General features: G+C 71.9%; 25 protein-coding genes. 9 read left to right on the top strand and 16 right to left on the bottom strand.

The genetic code is table 11. The features are described 5' to 3' along the window. The first annotated feature begins 7 nt into the window (after positions 1 to 7). The gene (locus Pmi06nite_RS22280) at positions 8 to 1,189 is read left to right on the top strand and encodes an allantoate amidohydrolase (RefSeq protein WP_203955055.1); all 1,182 of its coding nucleotides are present in this window, start codon (positions 8 to 10) and stop codon (positions 1,187 to 1,189) included. On the opposite strand, the gene Pmi06nite_RS22275 is transcribed toward Pmi06nite_RS22280, so the two are convergent. Next, positions 1,164 to 1,838: a response regulator gene (locus Pmi06nite_RS22275; protein ID WP_239114109.1), complete on the bottom strand. Its 675-nt coding sequence runs from the start codon at positions 1,836 to 1,838 to the stop codon at positions 1,164 to 1,166. The genes Pmi06nite_RS22280 and Pmi06nite_RS22275 overlap by 26 nt on opposite strands. Continuing rightward, a complete protein-coding gene (locus tag Pmi06nite_RS22270) occupies positions 1,835 to 3,127 on the bottom strand; it encodes a sensor histidine kinase (protein WP_203955005.1) in 1,293 nt (430 codons plus the stop codon). Before Pmi06nite_RS22270 ends, Pmi06nite_RS22275 begins: the two co-directional genes overlap by 4 nt. Before the next feature lie 272 nt (positions 3,128 to 3,399). On the opposite strand from Pmi06nite_RS22270, the gene Pmi06nite_RS22265 reads away from it, so the two are divergent. Further along, entirely contained in the window at positions 3,400 to 4,509 is a 1,110-nt protein-coding gene (locus tag Pmi06nite_RS22265; RefSeq protein ID WP_203955004.1) for a carboxymuconolactone decarboxylase family protein, read from the top strand. Between the two features lie 106 nt (positions 4,510 to 4,615). Here Pmi06nite_RS22265 and Pmi06nite_RS22260 read toward each other — a convergent pair whose 3' ends face one another. The 3 genes from Pmi06nite_RS22260 to Pmi06nite_RS22250 are packed head-to-tail and all read right to left on the bottom strand — an operon-like array spanning position 4,616 to position 7,394. After that, complete coding sequence (locus tag Pmi06nite_RS22260) at positions 4,616 to 5,407, bottom strand: PhzF family phenazine biosynthesis protein (protein ID WP_203955003.1); 792 nt, start codon at positions 5,405 to 5,407, stop codon at positions 4,616 to 4,618. Between the two features lie 42 nt (positions 5,408 to 5,449). Next, complete coding sequence (locus Pmi06nite_RS22255) at positions 5,450 to 6,568, bottom strand: acetate/propionate family kinase (RefSeq protein WP_203955002.1); 1,119 nt, start codon at positions 6,566 to 6,568, stop codon at positions 5,450 to 5,452. A 52-nt stretch (positions 6,569 to 6,620) separates the two neighbouring features. Further along, complete coding sequence (locus Pmi06nite_RS22250; RefSeq protein ID WP_203955001.1) at positions 6,621 to 7,394, bottom strand: class I SAM-dependent methyltransferase; 774 nt, start codon at positions 7,392 to 7,394, stop codon at positions 6,621 to 6,623. Positions 7,395 to 7,496: 102 nt separating this feature from the next. On the opposite strand from Pmi06nite_RS22250, the gene Pmi06nite_RS22245 reads away from it, so the two are divergent. Continuing rightward, on the top strand, positions 7,497 to 8,036 hold the full coding sequence (locus tag Pmi06nite_RS22245) for a CGNR zinc finger domain-containing protein (protein ID WP_308442523.1): 540 nt from the start codon (positions 7,497 to 7,499) through the stop codon (positions 8,034 to 8,036). 34 nt (positions 8,037 to 8,070) lie between these two features. Here the strand turns inward: Pmi06nite_RS22245 and Pmi06nite_RS22240 are convergent, their stop codons facing one another. After that, complete coding sequence (locus Pmi06nite_RS22240) at positions 8,071 to 8,475, bottom strand: DUF7144 family membrane protein (RefSeq protein WP_203954999.1); 405 nt, start codon at positions 8,473 to 8,475, stop codon at positions 8,071 to 8,073. A 258-nt stretch (positions 8,476 to 8,733) separates the two neighbouring features. Next, positions 8,734 to 9,495: a PP2C family protein-serine/threonine phosphatase gene (locus tag Pmi06nite_RS22235; protein WP_203954998.1), complete on the bottom strand. Its 762-nt coding sequence runs from the start codon at positions 9,493 to 9,495 to the stop codon at positions 8,734 to 8,736. Between the two features lie 56 nt (positions 9,496 to 9,551). Here Pmi06nite_RS22235 and Pmi06nite_RS22230 point away from each other — a divergent pair, with 56 nt between their 5' ends. After that, positions 9,552 to 11,675, top strand: a complete 2,124-nt coding sequence (locus tag Pmi06nite_RS22230; RefSeq protein WP_239114108.1) for an N-6 DNA methylase — start codon at positions 9,552 to 9,554, stop codon at positions 11,673 to 11,675. A gap of 41 nt (positions 11,676 to 11,716) precedes the next feature. Then, positions 11,717 to 12,607 carry a serine/threonine-protein kinase gene (locus tag Pmi06nite_RS22225; protein WP_203954997.1) on the top strand — a complete coding sequence of 297 codons (891 nt, stop codon included), beginning with the start codon at positions 11,717 to 11,719 and terminating at the stop codon, positions 12,605 to 12,607. 8 nt (positions 12,608 to 12,615) lie between these two features. On the opposite strand, the gene Pmi06nite_RS22220 is transcribed toward Pmi06nite_RS22225, so the two are convergent. From Pmi06nite_RS22220 to Pmi06nite_RS22185, 9 genes are all read right to left on the bottom strand, one after another. Then, entirely contained in the window at positions 12,616 to 13,731 is a 1,116-nt protein-coding gene (locus Pmi06nite_RS22220; RefSeq protein ID WP_203954996.1) for a DUF2293 domain-containing protein, read from the bottom strand. A 15-nt stretch (positions 13,732 to 13,746) separates the two neighbouring features. After that, positions 13,747 to 14,874, bottom strand: coding sequence for a rod shape-determining protein RodA (gene rodA, locus Pmi06nite_RS22215; RefSeq protein ID WP_203954995.1), 1,128 nt, complete (start codon positions 14,872 to 14,874; stop codon positions 13,747 to 13,749). Further along, positions 14,871 to 15,980, bottom strand: a complete 1,110-nt coding sequence (locus Pmi06nite_RS22210; RefSeq protein ID WP_203954994.1) for a penicillin-binding transpeptidase domain-containing protein — start codon at positions 15,978 to 15,980, stop codon at positions 14,871 to 14,873. Before Pmi06nite_RS22210 ends, rodA begins: the two co-directional genes overlap by 4 nt. A gap of 120 nt (positions 15,981 to 16,100) precedes the next feature. Further along, entirely contained in the window at positions 16,101 to 17,114 is a 1,014-nt protein-coding gene (gene speB / locus Pmi06nite_RS22205) for an agmatinase (protein ID WP_239114107.1), read from the bottom strand. Positions 17,115 to 17,205: 91 nt separating this feature from the next. Further along, positions 17,206 to 18,867: a PH domain-containing protein gene (locus tag Pmi06nite_RS22200; RefSeq protein ID WP_203954993.1), complete on the bottom strand. Its 1,662-nt coding sequence runs from the start codon at positions 18,865 to 18,867 to the stop codon at positions 17,206 to 17,208. Next, a complete protein-coding gene (locus Pmi06nite_RS42020) occupies positions 18,864 to 19,355 on the bottom strand; it encodes a PH domain-containing protein (RefSeq protein WP_239114106.1) in 492 nt (163 codons plus the stop codon). Before Pmi06nite_RS42020 ends, Pmi06nite_RS22200 begins: the two co-directional genes overlap by 4 nt. A gap of 180 nt (positions 19,356 to 19,535) precedes the next feature. Further along, positions 19,536 to 19,658 carry a hypothetical protein gene (locus Pmi06nite_RS42635; RefSeq protein WP_275409592.1) on the bottom strand — a complete coding sequence of 41 codons (123 nt, stop codon included), beginning with the start codon at positions 19,656 to 19,658 and terminating at the stop codon, positions 19,536 to 19,538. A gap of 69 nt (positions 19,659 to 19,727) precedes the next feature. After that, the gene (locus Pmi06nite_RS22190; protein ID WP_203954992.1) at positions 19,728 to 21,170 is read right to left on the bottom strand and encodes an MFS transporter; all 1,443 of its coding nucleotides are present in this window, start codon (positions 21,168 to 21,170) and stop codon (positions 19,728 to 19,730) included. Positions 21,171 to 21,246: 76 nt separating this feature from the next. Further along, complete coding sequence (locus tag Pmi06nite_RS22185; protein WP_203954991.1) at positions 21,247 to 21,690, bottom strand: ATP-binding protein; 444 nt, start codon at positions 21,688 to 21,690, stop codon at positions 21,247 to 21,249. A gap of 144 nt (positions 21,691 to 21,834) precedes the next feature. On the opposite strand from Pmi06nite_RS22185, the gene Pmi06nite_RS22180 reads away from it, so the two are divergent. The 4 genes from Pmi06nite_RS22180 to Pmi06nite_RS22165 all read left to right on the top strand — a co-directional run bounded on the left by Pmi06nite_RS22180 (position 21,835) and on the right by Pmi06nite_RS22165 (position 23,567). Continuing rightward, entirely contained in the window at positions 21,835 to 22,686 is an 852-nt protein-coding gene (locus Pmi06nite_RS22180) for a helix-turn-helix domain-containing protein (protein WP_203954990.1), read from the top strand. Further along, the gene (locus tag Pmi06nite_RS22175; protein WP_203954989.1) at positions 22,683 to 22,904 is read left to right on the top strand and encodes a DUF397 domain-containing protein; all 222 of its coding nucleotides are present in this window, start codon (positions 22,683 to 22,685) and stop codon (positions 22,902 to 22,904) included. The genes Pmi06nite_RS22180 and Pmi06nite_RS22175 overlap by 4 nt, the downstream gene beginning before the upstream one ends. Positions 22,905 to 23,100: 196 nt before the next feature. Beyond that, the gene (locus tag Pmi06nite_RS22170; protein WP_203954988.1) at positions 23,101 to 23,322 is read left to right on the top strand and encodes a DUF6158 family protein; all 222 of its coding nucleotides are present in this window, start codon (positions 23,101 to 23,103) and stop codon (positions 23,320 to 23,322) included. Continuing rightward, positions 23,322 to 23,567 (top strand): hypothetical protein, encoded by a 246-nt coding sequence (locus Pmi06nite_RS22165; RefSeq protein WP_203954987.1) that lies wholly within the window; start codon positions 23,322 to 23,324, stop codon positions 23,565 to 23,567. Before Pmi06nite_RS22170 ends, Pmi06nite_RS22165 begins: the two co-directional genes overlap by 1 nt. Positions 23,568 to 23,656: the final 89 nt, after the last annotated feature.

The raw sequence follows: 23,656 nt of genomic DNA, 5'->3' as shown, positions 1-23,656 counted from the left end.
CCGCCGCATGTGGGCGGAGCTGCTCCCGGTGGGGCGGCACGGCGGGAGCGGCGGCTACCGCCGCCACGCGTGGACGGCCGCCGACGCCGAGTGCCGGGCCTGGTTCGAGGAGCAGGCGCGTACCAGGGGGCTCGCCTACGAGGTCGACGGCAACGGCAACCAGTGGGCCTGGTCGGGGGACCCGGCCGCCGGCGGCGCCGTCGTCACCGGCTCCCACCTCGACTCGGTGCCGGACGGGGGCGCCTTCGACGGGCCCCTCGGGGTGGTGTCGGCCTTCGCGGCGCTCGACCTGCTGCGGGAGCACGACGCGACCGGATCGCGTCCGCTCGGGATCGTCAACTTCGGCGACGAGGAGGGCGCCAGGTTCGGCGTCGCCTGCGTCGGGTCACGGCTCATGACCGGAGTGCTCGATCCCGGCCGGGCCCGGGCCCTCACGGACGACGGCGGTGTGACCCTGGCGACCGCCGTGGAGAGGGCCGGGCGGGACCCTTCGGCGCTCGGGCGTGACGAGGAACGGCTGTCGAGGATCGCCGCCTTCGTGGAGCTCCATGTCGAGCAGGGCAGGAATCTGGGCGACGCCCCGATCGGGGTCGCCTCCGCGATCTGGCCGCACGGCCGCTGGCGGTTCGACTTCCGCGGCCAGGCGAACCACGCGGGCACGACGCGCATGGAGGACCGCCGCGACCCGATGCCGGCGTTCGCCGCCGCCGTACTGGACGCCCAGGAGCGGGCGCGTCGTGCCGGCGCGCTCGCCACCTTCGGGAAGGTCGCGGTGGAGCCCAACGGCACCAACGCCATCGCGTCGCGGGTCACCGCCTGGCTGGACTCCCGGGCCGCCGATCCCGGCGTCCTCGACGCGCTCGTGGCGGAGATCACCCGCGCGTCGGGAGCGGAGGTGACCCGCGAGTCGTACACGCCGGTGGTGGACTTCGACGGCCCGCTCAGGGACCGTCTGGCGGGGTTGCTCGGCGGGGCTCCCGTCCTGCCCACCGGCGCGGGTCACGACGCGGGCATCCTCGCCTCCGCCATCCCTACGGCCATGTTGTTCGTGCGCAACCCGACGGGTGTCTCGCACTCCCCGGAGGAGCATGCCGAGCGGGCCGACTGCCTGGCCGGGGTGGCCGCACTCGCCCGCGTCCTGGAGGACCTGCTGGCGGACCCCGTCAGAGAGGGTCCCGCGCGGCGATGAGGCCCGACTCGTAGGCGAAGACGACGAGCTGCGCCCGGTCGCGTGCCCCGAGCTTGGTCATGGCCCTGCTGACGTGGGTCTTGGCGGTGTACGGGCTGATCACCATGCGCCCGGCGATGTCGTCGTTGGTGAGCCCGCGCGCGACCAGCGCGACGACCTCACGCTCACGGTTGGTGAGGACCTCCAGGGCCGACGGCCTGATGGTGTCCGGCGGGCGGGAGACGTACTCGCTGATGAGCCTGCGGGTGATGGCGGGCGACAGGAGCGCCTCGCCGAGGGAGGCGACCCGGACGGCTCGCAGCAACTCCGCCGGCTCGGTGTCCTTGAGGAGGAACCCGCTCGCGCCCGCGCGCAGGGCCTGGAAGACGTAGTCGTCCAGGCCGAAGTTGGTGAGGATCACCACGCGCACGCCTTCCAGGCGGGGGTCGGCGGCGATCCGGCGGGTGGTCTCGATGCCGTCCATCCCGGGCATCTGGACGTCGACCAGGGCGACGTCCGGCAGGTGCTGTTCCGCCAGCGCCACGCCCTGCTGGCCGTCGCGGGCCTCGCCGACCACCTCGATGTCGTCCTCGGCCTCGAGCAGCGCGCGGAACCCGGCGCGGATGAGCGCCTGGTCGTCGACGAGGAGCACGCGGATCGCGCGGTTCACGCCGTTCCCTCGCCGACCGGCGCGTGAGGCCGCGTGCCGTTCTGTCGCGTTCCGTCCAGCCGCGTGCCCGTGCGGTCCAGGTGAGCGCCGGCCTGTTGTGCGCCGGTCTGTGCGTCGGTCTGTTGTGGAGGGGGCAGCGGGATCTCCGCGCGGACGCTGAAACCACCCCCTGCGCGTGGCTCCGCCTGGAGCCTCCCGCCGAGCGCGGCGACCCGTTCGCGCATGCCGGTGAGCCCGAAGCCGGGCGTCGGGGCGGCCCCCGGCTTCGCCTGCCCGTCGTCGTCGACCTGTACGACCAGGCCGTCCGGGGTGTAGCGGACCCGGATGCTGGCCGTCGCGGGGCCCGCATGCCGGGTGATGTTGGTGAGTGACTCCTGGACGATGCGGTAGACCGCGCGGTCGACGTCGGAGGGCAGCGCCCGAGGAGTCCCGCTGATCTCGAGATCGGTGGGCACGCCGGTCGACCGCGCGCGCTCGGCCAGTTCGGCGATCCGGTCCACCCCGCCCCCGGCCGTCTCGTCGCCGGGGACGCGCAACACCTCGAGCGTCGCCCGCAGCTCGCGCATCGCCTCGCCGCTCGCCTCCTGGATGGCGACCAGGGCGTCGGGCACCTCCTCGCCGCGCTTGCGCGCGAGGTGAACGGCCACGCCCGACTGGACCTTGATGATGGAGATGCTGTGCGTCAGCGAGTCGTGCAGCTCGCGGGCGATCCGCAGACGCTCCTCTCCGGCCCGGCGCAGGGCGGTCTCCTCGCGCGTCCGCTCGGCCTCGATCGCCCGCTGCTCCACCTGCTGCAGATACGCCTGGCGGTGCCGGGTGACCACGCCCGCCACGTTGGCGGCCACGAACCAGCCGAGGAGCAGGCCCGTGCGATCGGCGATGTCGCGGAGGACCGGCGGCGCCGTCCCGGGCGCCGTGGTGGACGACAGGGCGATCGCCAGGCTGCCGCCCAGGAAGACCGCACTGGTGACGATCGCCGGCACGCGGTGGCCGGCCTGCACGGCGATGAAGACGGCGATCAGCACGGGGAAGGCCGCGGACGTCGTCGCGCCCCACTGCAGAAGGTAGACCAGCATGCCGATGGAGGTGACGACCAGTGCCACGACAGGGGCGCGGCGGCAGACGGCGAGACCCAGGGCCCCCACGACGGTGGCGGCGTACCCGAGCAGGTCCGAAGTCCCGACCACCTGCGAGGGAATGATCGCGCCACCGATCGCCAGCAGAGCCCCGACCGCGACGGCGAGCGCGAGGTCCGGCGCGTGGGCACGTAAGCCGCGATCACCGTTCATGAACGCACCATAATCCGCCTCCGGGGCTGCGGTCCTCCTCCCACGGGACCGATCCGGCGCTACTTCCCGTGGAGTACGCCCCCACGCCGGGGACCGTGAGGGAGTGACGGCGACGGCCTCCCCTCGCCCGACGACACGCGGCAGTCCGGCGAGCAGCATCGATGAGGACGCCGGCGAGCCGATGGCGAGGCACCAGGGCCACTGCGCCGCCGGCGAACCGTCGCCGCACGTATGCGCCGATCGCACCGTCCCGCAGGCACTGGAGGCCCGCCATGTCCATGCCGTTCCGATACATCACCCCGATCACGACGGGAGCGGCCACCGGCCAGGTCGCCGGCGTCTACCGTCAGTTGGCCGAGGACTTCGGCCTCGCCCGCATGCCGCTGTTCATGACCCTTTCGCCCGCGCCCGATCTGCTGGCCGCCACGTGGGCCATGCTGCGTGAGTCGCTGGTCGCCGGAGACGCCTCCAGGACGGACAAGGAGGTCGTGGCCGTCGCGGTGTCTCTGGCCAACCGATGTCCCTTCTGCGTCGACGCGCACACGGTGCTGCTCCACGCGACCGGCGCCCACGAACTCGCGGAGACGGTCGCGCGCGGCGGCACGCCCACCGACCCCCGGCACGCGCGGTTGCTCGCGTGGGCCATGGCCACCCGCACAGCCCACGAGGCCGGCGCGGCCGATTCCGCGGAGCCGCCCTTCCCCGTCGCCCTCGCGGCCGAGCACATCGGGACCGCACTGGCCTTCCACTTCATCAACCGCATGGTGTCGGCGCTCCTGACCGACGACCTGCTCCCCGGCGGCGTCCAGCGGTGGCGGCTCGTGCGCCGGGCCGGCGGGCGTGCGGTGGCCCGCACGACGCGGCGGCGGCGGACGCCGGGCCGGAGCCTTCCGCTGCTCGAGGGCTATCCGGACGGATCGGGCTCCTCGACCGGCTCGGGCTCGCCGGATGGCTCGGGCTCTTCGATCGACATGGCGCCCGCATGGACGGCGGGCTCGCCGGGCGGCTCCGCGATAGCCGCCGCGTTCGCCGCCCTGCGCGCCGCCGCAGGGTGTGGCGGGGAGTTGCTCGGTCCCGAGGCCCGCCGGGTCGTCGAGGCCCAGGTAGAGGAGTGGGACGGCGCGCATCCGCCTCTGGTGGGCGGCTGGCCGTCCGATCAGACGGCCTGCCTGCCGGAGGCCGATCGTCCCGCCGCCCGGCTTGCCCTGCTCGCCGCGGTCGCGCCGTACCGGATCGCCGACGCGGACGTGGCCGCGTGGCGCTCCGCCACCCGGACCGCCACCCCGGACGGCGACGCCGATCTGGTGCGCCTGCTGGCGTACGGCGCCATCACGGCCGTGAACCACATCGAGGCGGGCCTGAGCAGGAAGGCCCGTGCATGATCACGAAGTGCGAATGCCCGGGTCAGCGCCGTGATCACCGAATGTGTGCATGATCACGCCCGATGTTCGTGCAGGCCAGAGGGGCTGCCGCCGAACCTGTGCATGATCACGACGGGAGGGCGGTGAGGTCGCCGGACCAGATGGTCACGGCACGGCCGGCCAACTCGACGCGGTCTCCGCGCAGAGTGGTGCGCACGATTCCGCCCCGCTCGGAGAGTTGCGCGCCGACGAGAGTGTCACGGCCGAACCTCTCCGACCAGTACGGCGAGAGCACGCAGTGGGCGGATCCGGTGACCGGGTCCTCGGGGACGCCCGCCCGGGGGCCGAAGAAACGGGACACGAAGTCGGCCTCCCCGTCGTCCCCGGGAGCGGTCACCATGACGCCCCGGGTCTCGACGGTGCTCAGCAGGTCGAGATCGGGCGTCAGCGACCGTACGACATCGGCGTTCTCGACCTCCACGAGGAAGTCGAATCGGCTGCGCCCCACCCAGACGGGCTTCACCCCGAGGGACTCCACCAGGCCCTCGGGAGCCTGCGCCTCCGTGGGCCGGGAGGCCGGGAAGTCCATCGTGATGAGGCCGTCTCCCGCCTGGTCCGTCGTCAGGACGCCGCTCAGGGTGGAGAACTCCAACCGTCCTGAGGCTCCGAGGGAGTACAGGACGTGCGCCGTGGCGAGAGTGGCGTGCCCGCAGAGGGCGACCTCGACCGTGGGCGTGAACCAGCGCAGAGAGCGCGGCCCGCCGTCCTGCTCGAGGACGAAGGCCGTCTCGGAGTGGCGCATCTCGGCGGCGACGGCCTGCATCCACTCGTCCGGCGCCGGGGCGTCAAGGAGACATACCCCGGCGGGATTGCCGCGGAAGGGCCGGTCGGTGAACGAATCAACGGTGTAGAGGCGCATATTTGCGGATTCTACGAGCCGGCACGACGGGCGCGCCTCGCGTCAGGGCGCGTGTCCGACGGCGGCGAGGGCCTCACGGGCGACCTGCAATTCTTCGCGGGTCTCGACCACCACGACGGGCACCCGTGCCCCCGGCGCGCTGACGAACCCGTCGACGTCGAGGTTCCCGCGGACCGGCGGGTCGAGGCCGAGCAGGCCGAGCCTGCGGCATACGGCCTCCCGCACCTCGGGCTGGTCCCAGCCGATCTCGCCGGTGAAGACCAGCGCGTCGAGCCGGTCGAGGCTGGTCGCGGCCGCCGCGATCTCCCGGCCGACCCGGTGGGCGAACACCGCAAGGGCCAGCGCGGCGGCCGGCTCCGGAGAGGCGACCAGGTCGCGGGTGTCGCCGGAGAGCCCGTCCGACAGCCCGAGCAGCCCGGAACCGTGCTCCAGGCCGTCCCTGAGCTCGTCGAGCGACAGCCGCGAGTCCGCGAGAAGCCAGAGCAGCATGCCCGGGTCGACGCTGCCCGACCGTGTGCTCATCGGCACGCCCTCCAGCGGAGTGAAGCCCATGGAGGTGTCCACGCTGCGTCCTTCACGCACCGCGCAGACCGACGACCCGCCGCCGAGATGGGCGGCGACCATCTGCAACTCGCCGGCAGGGCGGCCGAGCAACTCGGCCGCCCGGCCGGTGGCGTTGGCGTAGGACAGCCCATGGAAGCCGAACCTGCGCAGGCCGTATCGCCGGCGCCACTCGGAGGGGAGGGGATATGTCGCGGCCTCTGCCGGCAGCCCCGCGTGGAAGGCCGTGTCCGGGCACAACACATGTGGCACCGATGGGAGCACGCGCCGGGCCGCCTCCACGAGCGCCAACGCGGGCGGCACGTGCAGCGGCGCCAGGTCGGCGAACCTGCGCACCGCCTTCAGCACGCCGTCGTCGACGACCGTCGGAGCGAGCACGGCGTCGCCGCCGTGCACGAGCCGGTGCCCGACGAGCCCCACGGTCACCCGGCCGCCGTCCTGCTCACCCGCATGGCCGAGGAAGTCCGCGATCGTACGCTCGGCCTTCGCGGGGTCGGGACTGTGCTCGCTGTGCGCGACGCGGAGCACCCGACCGTCTCGGATCAGATGGAGTCGCAGGCTCGAGGAGCCGGCGTTGACCGTGAGGACCACCGGAGTCATAGGTGCCGTCTCCCCTGGGGGGTGGGCGGCAAACCGGCTCAGCGCCGGGCGCTCACGACCGGATCGCGCACAGCAGACGGTCGTTGCCGCGCTGCCACAGCGTGCCGATCTCGCCGAAACCCGCCTCCCGCAGCGCGCCCACATGGGTGGAAAGGTGGGCGGACTCCGATCCGCTGTGGTTCGCGGCGGAGGTCCGGCTGTCTCGAGCGGCGTTGGCGTCCGCCAGCGCGGGGTCGGCGGCGATCGCGTCCCACCACTGCCGCCAGTCCTCAGGGCGTCCCTCGGCGAAGCGCCGTCGCTCCTCCATCTGGTGAACCGCGATCTCGAGTCGGCCGATGCCGGGCGTCGTGTCGTCGACACCGAGATGGTCGCCGTTGAGGAACAGGCCGCCCGGCCGAAGTACACCGGCGAGTTCCCGGTAGACGGCGCGCAGGTGATGTTCGGGCAGCCAGTGCAGCGCCGTCGTGCTCACGGCGACGTCCGCGGGGCGGTCGAGTCCCAGGCCCGCCGTCCATCCCGGTGTCCGCAGGTCGAGGTCGGCGAAGCGCAGCCCGGCGGTGTCGCCGTAACGGGCCCGGCCGAGCGACAGCAGCAGCGGGTCGGTGTCGACGGCGACGATGGTGGCCTGCGGGAGGCGGTGGAGCAACCGGGCCGACAGGGAGCCGGGACCGCATCCGAGGTCGATCACCAACGGGTCGGGCCGGCCGGTCCCCGCCTCGACGGCGTCGATCAGCGCGGTGAACCTCTCCTCGCGGTCGGGGAGGTAGCCCTCCTGCTGGCGGTCCCAGCGGTCGATCCAGTCCCGTGCCACGTCGAAGGTCAGCATGCCGTTCTCCTTGTAACTGTCTTATATGCTTTTGGCAGTCACAACATAGAGCGAGAGTCGGTAACTGGTCAAGTGAACTTCAACAGTCACACAGATGGTGTCGTGGCGGTCGCCGTCGGGCTGGTCAACGCACTGACCGCCGGCGAGGCCCGCGGCAGGCCCCACCCTGCGCCGGACGGCGAGGAGCAGGCGTCCGCCGCCACGCAGGCCCTGCGGAGCGGCGGGCGGCATTACCCCGAGGTGACCGCCGGGGAGGCGGCCGAACTGACCGTCGTCGCGGCGGCGCTGCGCGTGGTCTTCGAGTCCGTGGCGCGTGGCGACGCGGACGAGGCCGCGCGTCAGGTCAACGAACTGCTGGAGGAGACGGACGCCCGCCCGCATCTCGACCGGCACGACGGTGAGCCCTGGCACCTGCACTTCCACGGGACCGGCGGCACCCGCGCCGGCGACTGGGCGGCGAGTTGCGCGACGGCGCTCGCCGTCGTGCTGGGCGGTGACCTGTTCGACCGGCTCGGGGTCTGTACGGCGCCGCACTGCGATCGGGTCTACGTCGACGTCTCGCGCAACGGGACGCGCAGGTTCTGCTCGACCGCGTGCCAGAACCGCGTCAAGACCGCCGCCTTCCGTGCCCGCAACACGTGAGCGGGCAGCTCGGGCCTGCGGGATCCGCGAGGTCTCAGGCCGTGGCGTTCCTCGGCGCCACGATCAGGCCGTAGATGACGAGCACGCACATCGCGATGGAGACGATGGACCACACGGGATAGGCCGAGAGGAAGGCCAGGTGCACGATGGCGATGAGGAACGCGAGGGCGATGCCGGCCATCCGTGCCCACGGTCGGCCGACGGCGATGCCCAGGCCCACGGCGATCTGCACGAGGCCGAGGAGCAGCATGATCCATCCCCATGCGGTGAAGTTGAAGACCAGGATCTTCTCGGTCGTCACCAGGAAGTACTCGGGCCGGATCAGCGCGGTCAGGCCCTCGATCACGTTGTAGACGCCCACCAGCAAGGTCAGGACGGAGGCGAAGTCCAGCCAGCCGGACCGCGTGGTCTTCCTCCCCGACGCCCAGGTGCCGAGCATGCGTACTCCCTTCGCCCGGTGATCGTGCCCCCGAATTGGCGAGATCCCTTAATGCGGTGATATTCCGCATTGATTACTGAAAGTAACGGATCAATGACAAAATAGGGGCAAAACTGCACGGGTGGGCCAGGCGAAGGGTGCACTCGCTCGTACGGCCGCCGCCGGGGCCGGCCGTACATCGCGGGTCGTCACGCGGAGCTGATCACGCGGAGCTGATCACGCAGAGCTGATCATGCAGTGCTGATCACACAGGGCCGCTCACACGGTGGGCTGCGGGCCGTCGCCGTTCTGGTTGTCGAAGGCGACGTCGGCGACGATGCAGGTGATGTTGTCGGGCCCGCCCCCCTCGTTGGCGAGCTCGATCAGGCGGCGGACGGCCTCGGCGGGCTCCTCGATCGCGGTCAGCACCTGGTGAAGCGTCTCCGGCTCCAGCACGGCGGTCAGCCCGTCCGAACAGAGCAGGTAGCGGTCTCCCGGATGCGCGTCGCGCAGGGACAGGTCGGGGTCGGCAAGCCCGCTCGTCTCCAGCGCCCGCAACAGCAGCGACCGGTTCGGATGCTTGGCGGCCTGGTCGGGGCTCATGTGCCCGTCGTCGACCAGAGACTGCACCAGGGTGTGGTCACGGGTGATCTGGTAGAGACCGCCGTCCCGCAACATGTACGCCCGGGAGTCGCCGACGTGCGCCACCGCGAACCGGCTCTCGCCGTCCCACAACATCGCGGTGATCGTGGTTCCCATCCGCTCCAGCGTGGGATCGTGCTCGGCCAGTTCGCTGAGCCTGCGGGCCGCTTCCCGCACGCCGCTCTCCAGCGTGGTGATGAGGTCCTCGGGTGGAGCGCCGCCGTCGATCGCGGACAGCGCCTCGATGGCCGCGGCGCTGGCGACATCCCCGTGTCCGTGCCCGCCCATGCCGTCGGCGATGGCGAGCAGGTGCTCGCTCGCGTACACCGAGTCCTCGTTCTTCGTCCGGGACCGCCCGATGTCCGATCCCGCGGCATACCGAATGCGGTTGTGCGTCATGGTTTCGAGTAAATCATTGGTTGAATCACTTCACAAGCGTAGATATTCTGGGCCGCATGAGCCTCGATGAGACGGTTAACGCGGGTGACATCGCGCGGATGGCCGACGTCGGGCGGGCTGCGGTGAGCAACTGGCGCCGCCGCTACGACGACTTCCCCGAGCCCGTGGGGGGGACGACCTCCAGCCCGCTGTTCTCCCTGCCGGAGGTCGAGGCCTGGCTCAGGCGTAACGGCAAGACATTCGAGATGTCCGTCGCCGACAGGGTATGGCAGCGGCTCAGGATGTCGGCAGACGACCTGCACCTGGGGGACCTGCTCGGCCGCATGGGGGCGTTCCTGCTCTACACGCTCCGGGACCCCGACGGCCTCCGGCGGCTCACCGCGGGTCCCGACCTGCCCGTACGGCTGGCCGACGCCGTCGCCGCCGCGACCCCCGACCTGCCGATCGGACCCGAAGGACGGAGCCACCTGGACGCCGGGCTGATCGGCCCGCTCTCGGAACTGGCCGCCGCGCATGGGCCCGCCACGGCCTTCGAGCTCCTCTGCGAGCGCTACGTGGAGGCCCACAGCCGCCGGCTCTCGGTCACACGGGCGGACGTGGCGGAGCTGATGGCCCGGCTGGCCTGCTCCGAGGGGGGATCGGTTCTCGACCCGGCCTGCGGCATGGGCACTCTTCTCCTCGCGGTCAAGGGGGCGAGGCGGGGACGGAGCGACGCCACGCCGTCCGGCGGTGAGCCGGTGGACGAGCCTGTCGCGCCTGGGGACCGCGCTCTGCCCGGCCAGGAACCCCGGCCGCGGAGCCAGGATCCCACGGTGCCCGGCCCCGGCGCCATGGCACCGGGCGAAGCCGCACAGGAGACTCACGAGGCCCGTGAGCCCCAGCGCGTCACAGAGCTTGTGGGCCAGGACGCGGGGGAGACGGTGGCGCTGCTCGCCACGCTGCGGCTGCTGCTGCGCGGGGAGCGTGCGCGGATCGTCGCGGGGGACTCCCTCAGGGACGACGGCTTCCCCGAGGGGGGCGCCGACGCCGTCGTCTGCGATCCGCCGTTCAACGAGCGGGCGTGGGGCCACGAGGACCTGGTGGGCGATCCGCGCTGGACGTACGGCATGCCGCCGCGCGGTGAGTCCGAGCTCGCCTGGGTGCAGCACTGCCTCGCCCACGTGCGGCCCGGCGGCCTGGTGGCCGTCCTGATGCCCGCGGCCGCCGCGAGCCGCCGCTCGGGCAGGCGCATCCGGGCCAACATGTTGCGCGCCGGCGCCGTGCGCGCCGTCTTCTCCCTGGCGGCAGGCGGCCCCGACCTGTGGCTGCTGCGCCGTCCCGAACCCGGCGAGCGGCAACCCGCGACCATCCTGCTGACGATGGCGGGCGACGACCTGTCGCTCGTGGAGCCCGCCTGGGACGCCTACCTGGCCGGGGCCGAGCCGCCGGGCGAGAGCCGTGCGGTCGGGATCGTCGACCTGCTCGACGACGAGGTCGACCTCAGCCCCGCGCGGCACCTGTCCTCGCGAGGCGACGCGAGCGGCTTCCCCTCGGCACGCGGCCGTTTCAGAGACGTCGCGGAGGCGCTCGTCGCCGCGGTGACCGAGGGTCTGGGCGATCTGGATGTGCCCGGCGACGCCCCGGCCGGGTGGGACTCGCCGCCTACGACACTCGCCGAGCTGGTCAGGGCCGGGCTGGTGACCGTACGGCACTCGACGTTGAAGGCGGCCGACCCGGACGGCTCCGGGGAGGGCGCCTTCCCTGTGCTCACGGCCGACGACCTGGCGGGCGGCGGGCCGCCTACGGGCTGGGCCGCTCCGGAGGACGGCCTGGTGACTATCGCCGACGGCGACGTGGTGGGCTCCGCCCTCACGGCACGGGTGATCGCCGGCGCAGGAGCCGTGCTGGGCCCCCAGCTCACGCTCTACCGGGTGGATCGCACGCGCATCGATCCGGAGTTCCTCGCCGGGTTCCTCAGGTTCGCCACCGCCGGGCGGCCGCACCTCGGGTCCAGCCGCGTCGACGCACGACGGGCGCGGGTGCCGCGCCTGCCCCTCGCCGAGCAGAGCCGGTACGGCCAGGCCTTCCGGCAGCTTCTCGCCCTGGAGGACGGTCTGCGGGAGGCGGTCGCGGCGGGGGAGGCGCTCGTGCGGCTGGGGGTGGAGGGGCTCGCCGCGGGTCATCTCCGACCTGGTAGTTGAAAGGTGTAGCTTTGCCCCCGGACAGGCCGACTGGAGGGTGCATGGTCATCGGCGACCGTTACGAGCTTGACGACCTGCCCCTGGGTCAGGGCGGCATGGGAGCCGTCTACGGCGGTCACGACCGGCGGCTCGACCGGAGGGTGGCGGTCAAGTTCCTCCGCCTGCCGGGCGGGCCCGACGACGAGCTGGAACGCCGCTTCATCCGGGAGGCCCGGATCCTCGCCCGGCTCGACCATCCCGGTGCGCCGGTGCTGTACGACTTCGGGACCTACGAGCAGCGGCTCTTCCAGGTCATGCAGTTCATCGAGGGGGTGACGGTCGCCGACCTCGTCAGCGAGCACGGCCCGCTCCCCGTCCCCTGGGCGGCGGCGATCGCGGCCCAGGCATGCGCGGTGCTCACCGCGGCGCACGCGCTGTCCATCTGTCACCGCGACCTCAAGCCGACGAATCTCATGCTCTGCCCGGACGGCAGCGTCAAAGTGCTCGACTTCGGGCTCGCGATCCTCCGCGAGGGCGACTCCGCCCAGTTCACCCGGGTCGGCCAGATCCTGGGCACTCCGGCGTACATGTCGCCCGAGCAGATCGAGCGCGGCGTGGCCGACCAGAAGAGCGACCTCTACGCGCTCGGCTGCGTCCTGCACGAGATGCTCACCGGAAGGCAGCTGTTCACCGGGCCCACGGAGTACGCCGTGTTCGACAAGCAGGTCAAGGAGCGCCCGCCGCGCGTCACCGGTGTGCCGCCGGAGCTGGACCGGCTGATCGCCGAACTGCTGGAGAAGCATCCGGACGACCGGCCTTCCGACGCCTACACGCTCTATCAGCGGTTGCAGCCCTTCGCGGTCGACCTGCCCATGTTGCCGGGCTTCCTCGACCAGTCGTCGGTCCCGAGCCCCGGTCGGATGTACGCGAGGATGGTCGGCCGCGTCCGCTGAGACGGCGTCTAACGTCGTGGAGCGCTCCGCCAGCCGGCCAGGACCTCCTCGACGCGGTCACGGATCCGGTCACGGGCCTCCATCCGGGGGACGCCGGACATCAGCAGGCGGTCGTAGTCGGTGTCCAGATGCCGCACGCTCGCGACCACCGCGAGCGTGATCGCGTTCTCGTCGAAGACGCGGGCGGCCGCCGTCCTGCCGACCCGGCCGCTGCCGCGCTGCCCGGCATGGAGGGCGACGGCCTCCGCGCGATCCGGCGGGCACCCGGGGAACAGGCGGCGGATCTCCTCGGCCATGGCCGCCTGGAACGTCACGTCCTCACCCGCCCGACGCTCCCGGTCGCGCCCGCGGCGGCGGAGCCGTACCTCCTCGTCGGCGAAGCACTGCTCCTCGGCCAGCGCGAGCGCCGCCTCCTCGATGAGGATGCCGAGCCGCTCGTAACGCTTGCGCCGCCGGTTGTACCGGACGACGACGGCCGACAGGCCGCTGCCCTTCTTGGCCCGGCGGCTGAGCGCGGCGTCGCCCGCGGGGAGGAAGAACAGGTGATCCATGTCCGCGCAGGTCAGGCAGAACGGCTGGTCCGCTTCCGTGATCATGAATCCGGTCGTGTCCGCGGTCCGATCCCCTGCCGGCTCCGCCGTCCTCGGCGTGGGGTCCACACGCGTCGTGGTCGCGCAGCCCGCGCAGGTCCACGACTCGACCGGCGCGACGGCCACGAGGTCGGGGGCGCGGTTCTGCCGTTCCTCGAGGCGGCGGCGGGCCGCCTCGCTCATGTCCGGCGACACCCAGTGGACGCGGAACGAGCGCTCCAGTTCTTCGCCGCCCGCGGTCGTGAAGCGCAGCGGCCGCCGGTCCCGGCCCGCGGAGGTGTAGGCCGCCTCGTTGGCGACGAGTCCGCCGTTGACCGCCCACTCGCGAAGGTGCGCGATCGCCTCCGCCATGCGGGAGGCGTCCACGGCCGCCAGCCGTTCCAGGTCGCCGGCCCGTCCCTGCCGCCAGGTGTCCACATCGCGGCCGCGCAGCCAGCGCAGCCCGGTCAGCACGTCGAGGGCCGTCACATGCTTCCGGGTGGCCAGCGCGATCTCCGCCGCCTCCGCCACCCGGCTGCCCAGCTTGCTCCGCATTCCCCCAAGCCTGCCCTACGGCACGGCCTCGCGAGTCCGGTTGACGGCGTCCAGCAGGCCGACGGCCGCGAAGGCCGCGACGATGGCGGAGCCGCCGTAGGAGACGAAGGGGAGCGGCAGGCCCGTGATCGGCACGATGCCGATCGTCATGCCCATGTTCACGAACGCCTGGAAGGCCAGCCAGCAGATCACCCCGCCGGCGAGCACCGTGCCGTACGACGAGGCGCTGGAGGCCGTGATCCACAGGCCCCGCCAGAGCAGCAGGGTCACCAGCGCCACGATGGAGGCGGCGCCGAGGAAGCCGAGTTCCTCACCGGCCACCGTGAAGATGAAGTCGGTGTGCTGCTCGGGGACGAAGTGACCCGCGGTCTGCCCGCCACGGAACAGGCCAGTCCCGAACACCTCGCCCGAGCCGACCGCGATGCGGGCCTGGGTGGCGTGATAGCCCGAGCCCAGCGGATCGGCCTCGGGATCGATGAGGACCGACAGCCGTCGCAGTTGGTAGGGCCGCAGGAGGCTGAGTCGCCACATCAGGACGAGGCCGAGACCGCTCAGTGCGGCCAGCCCGGCGAGCCAGCGCATCCGCACGCCGGACAGTGTGATCATGCCGATCGCCACGGCGCAGAAGACGAGCGCCGTGCCGAAGTCGGGTTCGAGGGCGATCAGAAGCACCGGCGCGGCCGTCAGCGCGAGGGCGAGGAGCACGGCCCGGCCGCCCGGCCGCCCGGCGTCGCTCCGCCCGCCCAGCACGCCGGCGAGCGCGAGGATCGTCGACACCTTGGCGAACTCGGAGGGCTGGAACCCGAGCCCGGGGCCGAGCACGATCCACGCCTGCGAGCCGTTCACCGTGCGGCCGAGCGGCGTGAGCACGGCGACCAGGCCGGCGATCCCGAGCAGGTAGACCACCGGGACGTACGCCCTCAGGACCCGCGGCTCCGACCGGGACACGAGCCACATGAGGGCGAGCCCGAGGCAGACGCCGAACGCCTGCCGCTGGACGAGGACCGAGCCGGGATCGGTCCGGGTGGCCGAGCCCACGAGGAGCAGGCCGATGCCCGCGAGGGCGGCCGACGGGACCAGCAGCCCCGGGTCCATGGGCGTGCGCGCGGCGAACGGCGCCGACCACGCCTGGAGGGGCGTCATGTCCCGCGGGTCGTGCCGCCGAGCCGGGGGATGCCCTCGCGCATGGTCCGCGCCGCCGACTCGGCGGCGTGGCCGCCGGTCCGCGACGACACGACGACCACGACATACCGGGGCGTCTCGGCGGGGACGTAGCACGCGGACCAGGATGTCCCCGGCCCACCGTGGGCGTCGAGGGCCGTGTCCGGGGACGGGATCGCGGCGAGGGCGTGCCGGATGCCGCGCAGGGTCTCGGGGGAGGCCGCCACCCGGCCGGCGGCGGGCGGGGCGATCGTGCGCACCACCGTGCCGTCGGGCCGCAGCACGGTCATGGCCAGGCGAGGGCTGAAGAGCGTCCCGCCGTTGACGGCGGCGGCGTAGGCCGTGGCGAGTTGGAGCGGGGTGACCAGGACCTCGCCCTGGCCGGCGGCCGGACCGTGCTCCGGATGCACGGAGTCCGGAATGTAGCCCGTCGCCTCGTTCGGTAAGTCGATCCCGGTGCGTCGCCCGAAGCCGAAGGCCGCTGCCGCTCCTTGAGACGTGATCGCACGCGCGGTCCCGGGTGCCCGCTGCGCGATCAGCGCTCCGGAGGCTCCGGAGAGACTCTCGGTGTCCAGCCCCATGGCGCCGCCGTGCCGTGCGGGCGTCGCCCGGCCCGCGTGGCCGGCGAGGGCGATCACGCGCCCGGTCGAGGTCTCCAGCACGACCACCGCGCCCGTCGACTCCCGTCCCGCCTTCGCGGCGAGGGCGGCGAGCGCCCGCTCGGCCAGGCGCTGGATCCGCGGGTCGACGCTGGTCGTCAGTGTGTTCCCCGGTCGGGGCCCGCGCTCGCCCAGGACCCTGGTGACCGTTCCCCGGCTGTCCACGGCCAGTTCGCGGACGCCCGCGCGGCCCGCCAGGTCGGCGCGGTACCACGTCTCCAGCCCGCCGCGGCCGACGAGGGTGTCCGCGGTCAGCGGGCGGCCGTCGGCGGCGAGGATCCGGCCCCACGGCGCGGGCAGGGGCACCGTGCGCAGACGTGAGTCCGCCGCCGCCTTCGCGTAGTACGGACCCGAGACGACCTGCAGGTACCAGAGGCGGCCGAGCACGGTCAGCATCATGGAGGAGACGACGACGGCCAGGAGCGCCACACGCCCCCGGTGCACACCCCTACGCACGTCGGTCAGATCGACGTAGCGTGATCAGCCGGTCGCCGATCATGCGAGTAGTGTGCGGCACGGGTTCGCGTAAATCAACCGTTTCCGGATGAGTCAGCGGCCGTCGAGCAGGGGGCGGGCGGGGTCCCAGCGGGTGCCGTCCAGTGCGTCCCTGCGGCGGCGGGCCATGGCGGACAGCGCCTCGAGGACGACGCGGTTCCCCAGGTAGGCCGTGATCTCCGCATGGTCGTACGGCGGCGCGACCTCGACGATCTCGACGCCCACGACCGGCAGTTCGTAACAGGTCCTCCGGACGGCGTCGAGCAGTTGCCGGGCCGACAGGCCGCCGGGCTCGGGGGTGCCCGTCCCCGGGGCGTGCCCGGGATCGCAGACGTCGACGTCGACCGAGAGGTAGACGCCGTCGCAGTCGTCGAGCGCGATGCCGTAGGCCTCGGTGAGGCACGTGTCCAGACCCCTGGCGACGATCTCGGTCATCTCGTAGGAGCGCATCTTCTGCCCGGCCATCCAGTCGAGGATGTCGGGTCCCGGCCAGTAGCCCCGCAGGCCGATCTGGAGGAACCGGTCGCCGCGGACGGCTCCGGACTCGATCAGGCGGCGCATCGGCTGGCCGTGGCCGTGCAGATGCCCGAACTCGACGTCCCCCGTGTCCGCGTGGGCGTCGAAGTGCAGCATGGAGATCCGGCCGAAGCCGTGGTGCCGGGCCACACCGGTGGCGTCGGGCAGGGCCACCGTGTGATCGCCGCCGAGCACGATGGGGATCGCGCCCGAGGCCGAGACGCGCGCGACCGCGTCCTCGATCGCGCGCAGGCTGCCCTCGATGTCACCGGCGTAGGTCTCCACGTCGCCGGCGTCCAGCACCCGGAGATCCCGGAGCGCGTCCACGCGGAGGGCGAGGCTCGGCCGGGAGCCGTCGTGCGGGAGGTAGCACGCCTGCCGGATGGCGCTCGACCCGAAGCGCGCGCCCGGACGGTGCGACGTCCCGCCGTCGAAGGGCGCGCCGACGATGACGACGTCCGCCCCGGCGTAGGTCTCCGCGTCGTCCAGGTCGCAGCGTTCGACCCCGAGAAAGGTGACGTCGGGGCCGAACATGGGGCCGTAACGGGTCATCGGGCTCCTCCAGCGCTGGTGCGGTCCGCCGGGCTCCGGAGCTGTCATCCCAGCTCCGGCGAGAGGGCGGCGCCGTCATGGTATGTGACGTTCAGCCGGAGATGAGGGGATGTGCGATGTCCGAGGGCGGGACGTGCGGCTCGGCCGGGACGTGCGGCTCGCGTCGCGACGAGGGCCTTCCGCCTGACACGAACGGATCGAGCAGGCCGGGCGAACCGGCCGACGCGAGCCGGAGGGCCTCGCCCAGTTCGACGTCCTGCACGCGGTATCCCTGGCGGCCCGCGGCGGTGGTGGCGGTCAGCGTGACGAGCCCGGCACGACGCTGGAAGAACGAGCGCTCGACGTTCCAGCCGATGATCCCGTCGTACTCCAGGACCACGCGCCTGCGGACGAGGGAACCCCATCGGGTGACCAGATGGCCGGCCACGAGGGCGTGCCCGAGGTTCCGGTACCTGTCCGCCGCGATCAGCGCGGTGACCGGCAGCAGGGCGAGACCGGTCACCCAGGTCCAGGCCGGCAGGTCCGACCACTCCCACAACACGAGACAGACGGCGATCCACGCGACGACCACGCCGAGGGACCGGGAGAACCTGCGCCGCCTGGCCGCGGGCCCGTGCTTGAGCAGCGGCCCGGAGACCGTGGCGGCGTCGCCCCCCAGCACCCGCGTGGCCACGGACTGGGCCTCCCGCAGAGGGGCGGGCGGCAGGAGCATCGAGCCGCCCCGTTGTGCGCCCTGGCCGACCCGCAGCCCGGTCGTCACGGCGATCAGCCGCGCGCCTCGTACGGCACGCAGCAACAGGGGCTCGCTGACCTCGAGGCCGCGCAGGCGCCGTTCCTCGATGGTCGTCGCTCTCGTGGTGATGAGACCCCGGTTGACGTGCAGCGTCCCGCTGGAATGGCGGGTCAGCCGGAATCCCCAGAAGGCGAGGACGTAGCCGAGCGTCGAGGCGATCATGACGAAGACGGTCAGGATCAGGACGCCCGCCGCGATCTCCAACGGCAGGGAGAGAGATCCGAACCAGCCCAGCGTGGTCTTGACCGGTGCGATCTGCCCCAGATTCACGTTGCCCTCGGACGCGAGCCGGGAGATGAAACCGGCGACGATGCCCACGGTGATGAGCCCGGAGAGGGTGAAGGGCCCGAACCGGATCCACTCGGGCCGCAGAGCGGCGAGTTCCGTCTCGACGGCGGCCTGCCGCGGGGCCGGCACGGCGGGCGTGCCCGCGCCCTCGAATGCGCCGGCGGCCGTGTCCGCAGCCGTTTCCCCAGCGCTGTCCTCGGGTGCGGCGGCCGTACGGCTCTCGCGGTGCAGAAGCTCCCCGCGCAGGCCCGCGGCCTCAGGGGCGCCGAGCGCGTCGAGCTTGAGCTCGCCGCCGCCCTTCCTGTCGGATCGGCCGGTGCCCACCTCGACCCTGGCCAGGCCGAGCACGCGGTGCAGGATGTTGGCCGTGACGTCGACCGTGCGGACCCGGTCGCGGGGCACGGTCAGCACCTTGCGATGCACCAGGCCCTTGCGCACCTGGACGTGTTCGGGCGTGATGCGGTAGGTGGTCGTGAACCAGCGCAGCGTGCCGAACAGGACCGCGACCACCAGGCCCGCGAGGCTCCAGAGGGGGCCGTGGCCGCCGCTGCTCGATCCGGCCACGAGCAGGCCGATGAGCGCCGGGGCGAGCCGGACGACCTCCTGGATCGGGTGGACCACCAGCATTCGGGGGCTCAGCCGCCGCCACTCGGCGCCTGTCGTGCTCGTCACGTGGCATCACCCGCGGTGGCCTGCGCGTTCGCGGTGAGCTCGTCGACGAGCCGTTGCGCCGTCTCGCGGTCGAGCCCGCTGATGCGGACCGGCCCGGCGGCGGAGGCGGTCGTGACGGTGACGTTGGCCAGCCTGAACAGCTGCTCGAACGGGCCCCGGGCGCTGTCGACGGTCTGGATGCGGGAAACGGGCGCGATCCGCCACTCCTGCTTGAACCAGCCCGACTGGGTGTAGACGGCTTCGGGGGTGGTCTCCCACCGGTGGACGTTGTAGCGCCACAGCGGCATGACGGTGACGTGCGTCACCGCCACGATCACGGTGGCGATGAGCGCGGCCAGGCGAAGGGCGACGTCGTCGCCGTCCGCGACCAGCCAGATGACCTGGACGGCGATGAGGACCAGCCAGCCGAAGGCGGCTCGGGCGGCCCAGTACCACCGGGCGGTGCGGCTCACCCGGTGCTGAGGGGGGCGGAGGGTCGTGGTTTCCACGCCCTCAACTCTGCCCGAAGCTCCTGAAAGCAAGCAGTGGGGGTGATCCTGTATTTATCAGGATGAATGTCATATAGGTCTCGATGCCCGCCGCTGATGCCCGTAGGCGACCTCGTGCGGCGGATGCGGAATGCCCGCGAGCAGGGCACGCGGGCACTTCCGTCACAGGGATCGCGCGGGTCACTCGCCTTCTGTGGTCCGCCTGTCCCTCTTGGCCTGTTTGATCGAGCGGGCTTCCTTGATGGCCGTCTTTTTCGCCTTCGCCGTGGACTTGGCGTGCTTCTTCTTCGGCGCCTCAGCCATAATTCCCCCGAATGTATGACAGGTTGCCCCTTATGGCATCAGACAGGGTGATACCCACCACTCAGGCTGTCATCCCGCCACCCGTTCCTCCTGGACGCTCAAGGGCTGCGCGATGTCCTCCAGCGATCGCCTGGCCGCCTCCACCCCCATGAACCACTCGACCGCGCCGGCGCCCATCATCAGGACCGCGCCGACCACGTACCCCAGCGCGACGTTGCCCACCGATCCGCTCTCCACCAGGCGGCCGAAGAGCACGGGGCCGATGATGCCGCCGAGCCCCGTCCCGACCGCGTAGAACAGGGCGATCGCGAGGGCCCTGGTCTCCATCGGGAAGATCTCCGAGACCGTCAGGTAGGCCGAACTCGCTCCCGCCGACGCGAAGAAGAACACCACCAGCCAGCAGGCGGTCAGCGTCCCCGCCGAGAGAACCCCGCTGTGGAAGAGCGCCGCCGTGCCCAGCAGGAGCAGGCCGGACACGATGTAGGAGCCGGAGATCAGCGCCCGGCGGCCCACCGAGTCGAAGAACCTGCCGAGCAGCACCGGGCCGAGGAAGTTGCCGACGGCCACGGGGATCAGGTACCAGGGCGTGCTGCCGTCGGGGACCTTGAAGAACGTGGCGAGCACGAGCGCGTAGGTGAAGAAGACCGCGTTGTACAGGAAGGCCTGCCCGACGAAGAGGGCGAGTCCGACGACCGTCCGCTTCGGGTAGCGGCGCAGCAACGTGGCGGCCACCTCGGTCAGCGGGGTGTGGGTGCGCTGGGTGATCCTGATCTCACCGGCGGGGGGCTCCAGTTCCCCGCCGCTCTCCTCACGGACCTGCCTCTCGATGTCACCGACGATGTCCTCGGCCTCCCGCTCGCGGCCGTGGATGACCAGCCACCGGGGACTCTCCGGCACCATTCGCCTGATCAGCAGGATGCCGATCCCGAGCACCGCGCCGAGCCCGAAGAGCACGCGCCAGCCCACGTCGATGGGGAGCACGCCCGGATTGAGCAGGGGGATGGCGATCGCGGCGCCCACCGTGGTGCCCAGCCAGAAGGAGCCGTTGACGACCAGGTCGACCGTCCCCCGGACGCGCGCGGGGATCAGCTCGTCGATCGCCGAGTTGATCGCGGCGTACTCGCCGCCGATGCCGGCGCCCGTGAAGAACCGGCACAGGAAGAAGTACCAGGCCTCGGTGGAGAACGCCGTCGCCACGGTGGCGACGAGGTAGACGGCGAGCGTGACGAGGAAGAGCTTCTTACGGCCGAAACGGTCGGTCAGGTGGCCGAAGATGAGGGCGCCCAGGCAGGCTCCGGCGACGTACACGCCGGCGGCCAGCCCCACCTGGCTGTCGGTCAGCCCGAGCCCGCTGGCCGCCTGGGTGATCCGGGGACCGATGACGCCGACGATGGTGACCTCGAGCCCGTCGAGGACCCACACCGTGCCGAGTCCCGCGAGGACGAGCCAGTGCCAGCGGGCCCAGGGCAGGCGATCGAGTCGCGCGGGAATGTCGGTGGTGATCTGCGCCATATCGTCCCCTTCATCGCACGATATGGCGCCCGACTACCCGCCAGCGGGCCGAGGAATCATCGACAGGCGGGTCGGCCTAGATCGAATACTTGACGTGGGCGTCGATCGGCTGCTCCTGGCTCCGCGTGTCCGCGGGCCCGAGCTCGAACCAGACCGAGACCCCCGTGCGGGTGGCCGAGACTCCCCAGCGCTCGGTGAACAGGTCGACGAGGTGCACGCCCCGGCCCGGTGTGCGGGCGGGCGAGGTCCAGCATCCGCAGGCCTGCGTCGCGATCGTCACCTGGGCGGTCTCCGGGGTGGCCCGGACCGCCACCGCGTAGCCGGACCTGCTCCTGCAGGCGGCCGCGTGCCGCAGGCATTCCGCGATGAGCTCGCCGATCAGCTGGACCGCGTCGTCCCTGCAGGGATGACCTTCTCCCAGATGGCCCGCGACGAAGCGCCGGGCCGCTCCCGCCTGTGACGGATCTCCAGAGAAGGGGCGCGAGATCGCGGTTCTCCCCGGGAGGTTGAGAATTGTCATCCTGTGATAACTCCCTGTGTACCCGTCAGCCAATGCGGCAGTGCGGTCCGTGCCAGACTTCATTCATCCTGCACTTTGGAATTCCGCCACGCAATACTGCGAATGCACTATTGCAAAGTTCCTTTCGTAGGGAGATGTCGTCTCATGGGGGTAGGACGCACCCCGACGGTCCGGCTTCGCCGGCTCGCCGGTGAGCTGACGCGCCTGCGAGGTGAGTCGAGGCTCAGCAGAGAGGATGTGGCGAGCCGCCTCGGGGTGGCGAGTTCCACGGTGTACCGGATCGAGACCGGACACACCCGGCCCCAGGGCCGGACCATTCGGGACCTGCTCGATCTCTACCAGGTGAGCGGCACGGAACGGCAGGCCCTCCTCGAGCTCGCTCGGGAGGCCGGCCGGCGCGGCTGGTGGCACGCGTTCGGGGACGTCCTCCCCGGGCCGTATGTCGGGCTCGAGGCGGAGGCCGCCTCGGTCCGCAACTACGAGCCGCTGCTCATCCCCGGGCTGCTGGAGACCGAGTCCTACGCCCGTGCGGTCGTGGGGGCCGCGCTGGTGAAGGACCCGGCGGAGATCGAGAGGCGGATCACGGTCCGCATGGAGCGGCAACGGCGCCTCACCGTGCCCGATGGTCTGGATCTGTGGGTCGTCCTCGACGAAGCCGCGCTCCGGCGGCCCGTCGGGGGGCCGCCCGTCATGGCCGAGCAGCTGCGCAGGCTGTCGGAGATCGCCGTCCAGCCGAACGTCACCCTCCAGGTGCTCCCCTTCGAGGCGGGCGCCTACCTCGGCATGGGCAGCTCGCTGGCCATCCTCGCCTTCCCCGACCCCGAGGATTCCGACGTGGTGTTCCTGGAGAACATGGGCGGCGAGCTCTACCTGGAGAGCCAGGAAGAGGTCCGCAGGTATGTCCAGGTCTTCGATCATCTTCGCGCCGCCGCGCTCGGCCCGGAGAAGTCCCTAGAGAAGATCGATTCGGTCGAGAAGGAGATGGCAGGACGATGAAGGGCATCCATCCAGCGGAGGACCTGGCCGGTGCGACCTGGCGGAAGGCGGCTCGTTCCAACACCGTGGGCAATCAGTGTGTCGAAGTGGCCCTCCTGCACCAAGGCGTCGCCGTGCGCGACTCGAAGAACCCTGAGGGTCCCAAACTGATGTTCACTGCGGGCGAGTGGGACGCGTTCGTTGACGGCGTGAAGGGCGGCGAGTTCGACCTGTCCTGACCCCTGACGTACCTGACCCGTACGGCTTGCGCTCGATATGGCGCAAGCCGTACGCCATTTTTAGATGTCCTTTTCCCAATAAAGGTCGTCAAATCGGATGAATGGGTCCAATTTGACAGGGCAGGAGACCGGCATACGGCGAGGGCGGTGGCCGGGGTCGCCGGGTGCGAGCCCGGAGCCAGATGAGGAGGACGTCATGACCATGGGAGTCGATCCGCGGCAACTCGCCGACGACGATCTGTTCCGCGAGTTGCGCAGCCTGCACGACACCCGGACCGACACGCTGCTCCACGGCTCTGACGACGCCCTCCAGCACCACACCTCCCGGACGGAGGAACTCGAGGGCGAGTACCTCAAACGGTTCCCCGACCGCCACATCGACGCCGGACGACTGCGGAGTGGAGCGAGGGCGCGCTGATGGGTGACAACGAGCGATTGGGCGACGTCCAGGAGATGTCGGCCATCGAGATCAGCGTCTACGAGGCCGTCGCCTCGATGGACGTGGACGGGCGGGCGGCCACGGTCAGGGAGATCGCCAGGATGGTGCGACTGCCCGAGGAGACCGTGCGGGACGGACTGGAGGCGCTGACCCGCGGAGGACGGCTGCTGCGCAGAGGCGAGGCCTACGTGCTGGGCCCGCACGACTGGGGGCTGGACTACTGAATCCGGGACGGCATGGCCTCGCAGGCTCCGCACCGGTTCGAATGCCTGGTCCGGCCTTGCGGCGTGGCCACACAATGCGTTTTACCGGG

The sequence above is a fragment of the Planotetraspora mira genome (genome assembly GCF_016863275.1).
Taxonomy (GTDB): Bacteria; Actinomycetota; Actinomycetes; order Streptosporangiales; family Streptosporangiaceae; genus Planotetraspora; species Planotetraspora mira.
The sequence above is the reverse complement of the archived record's forward strand: the minus strand, read 5'-3'. Positions and strand labels throughout refer to the sequence as shown.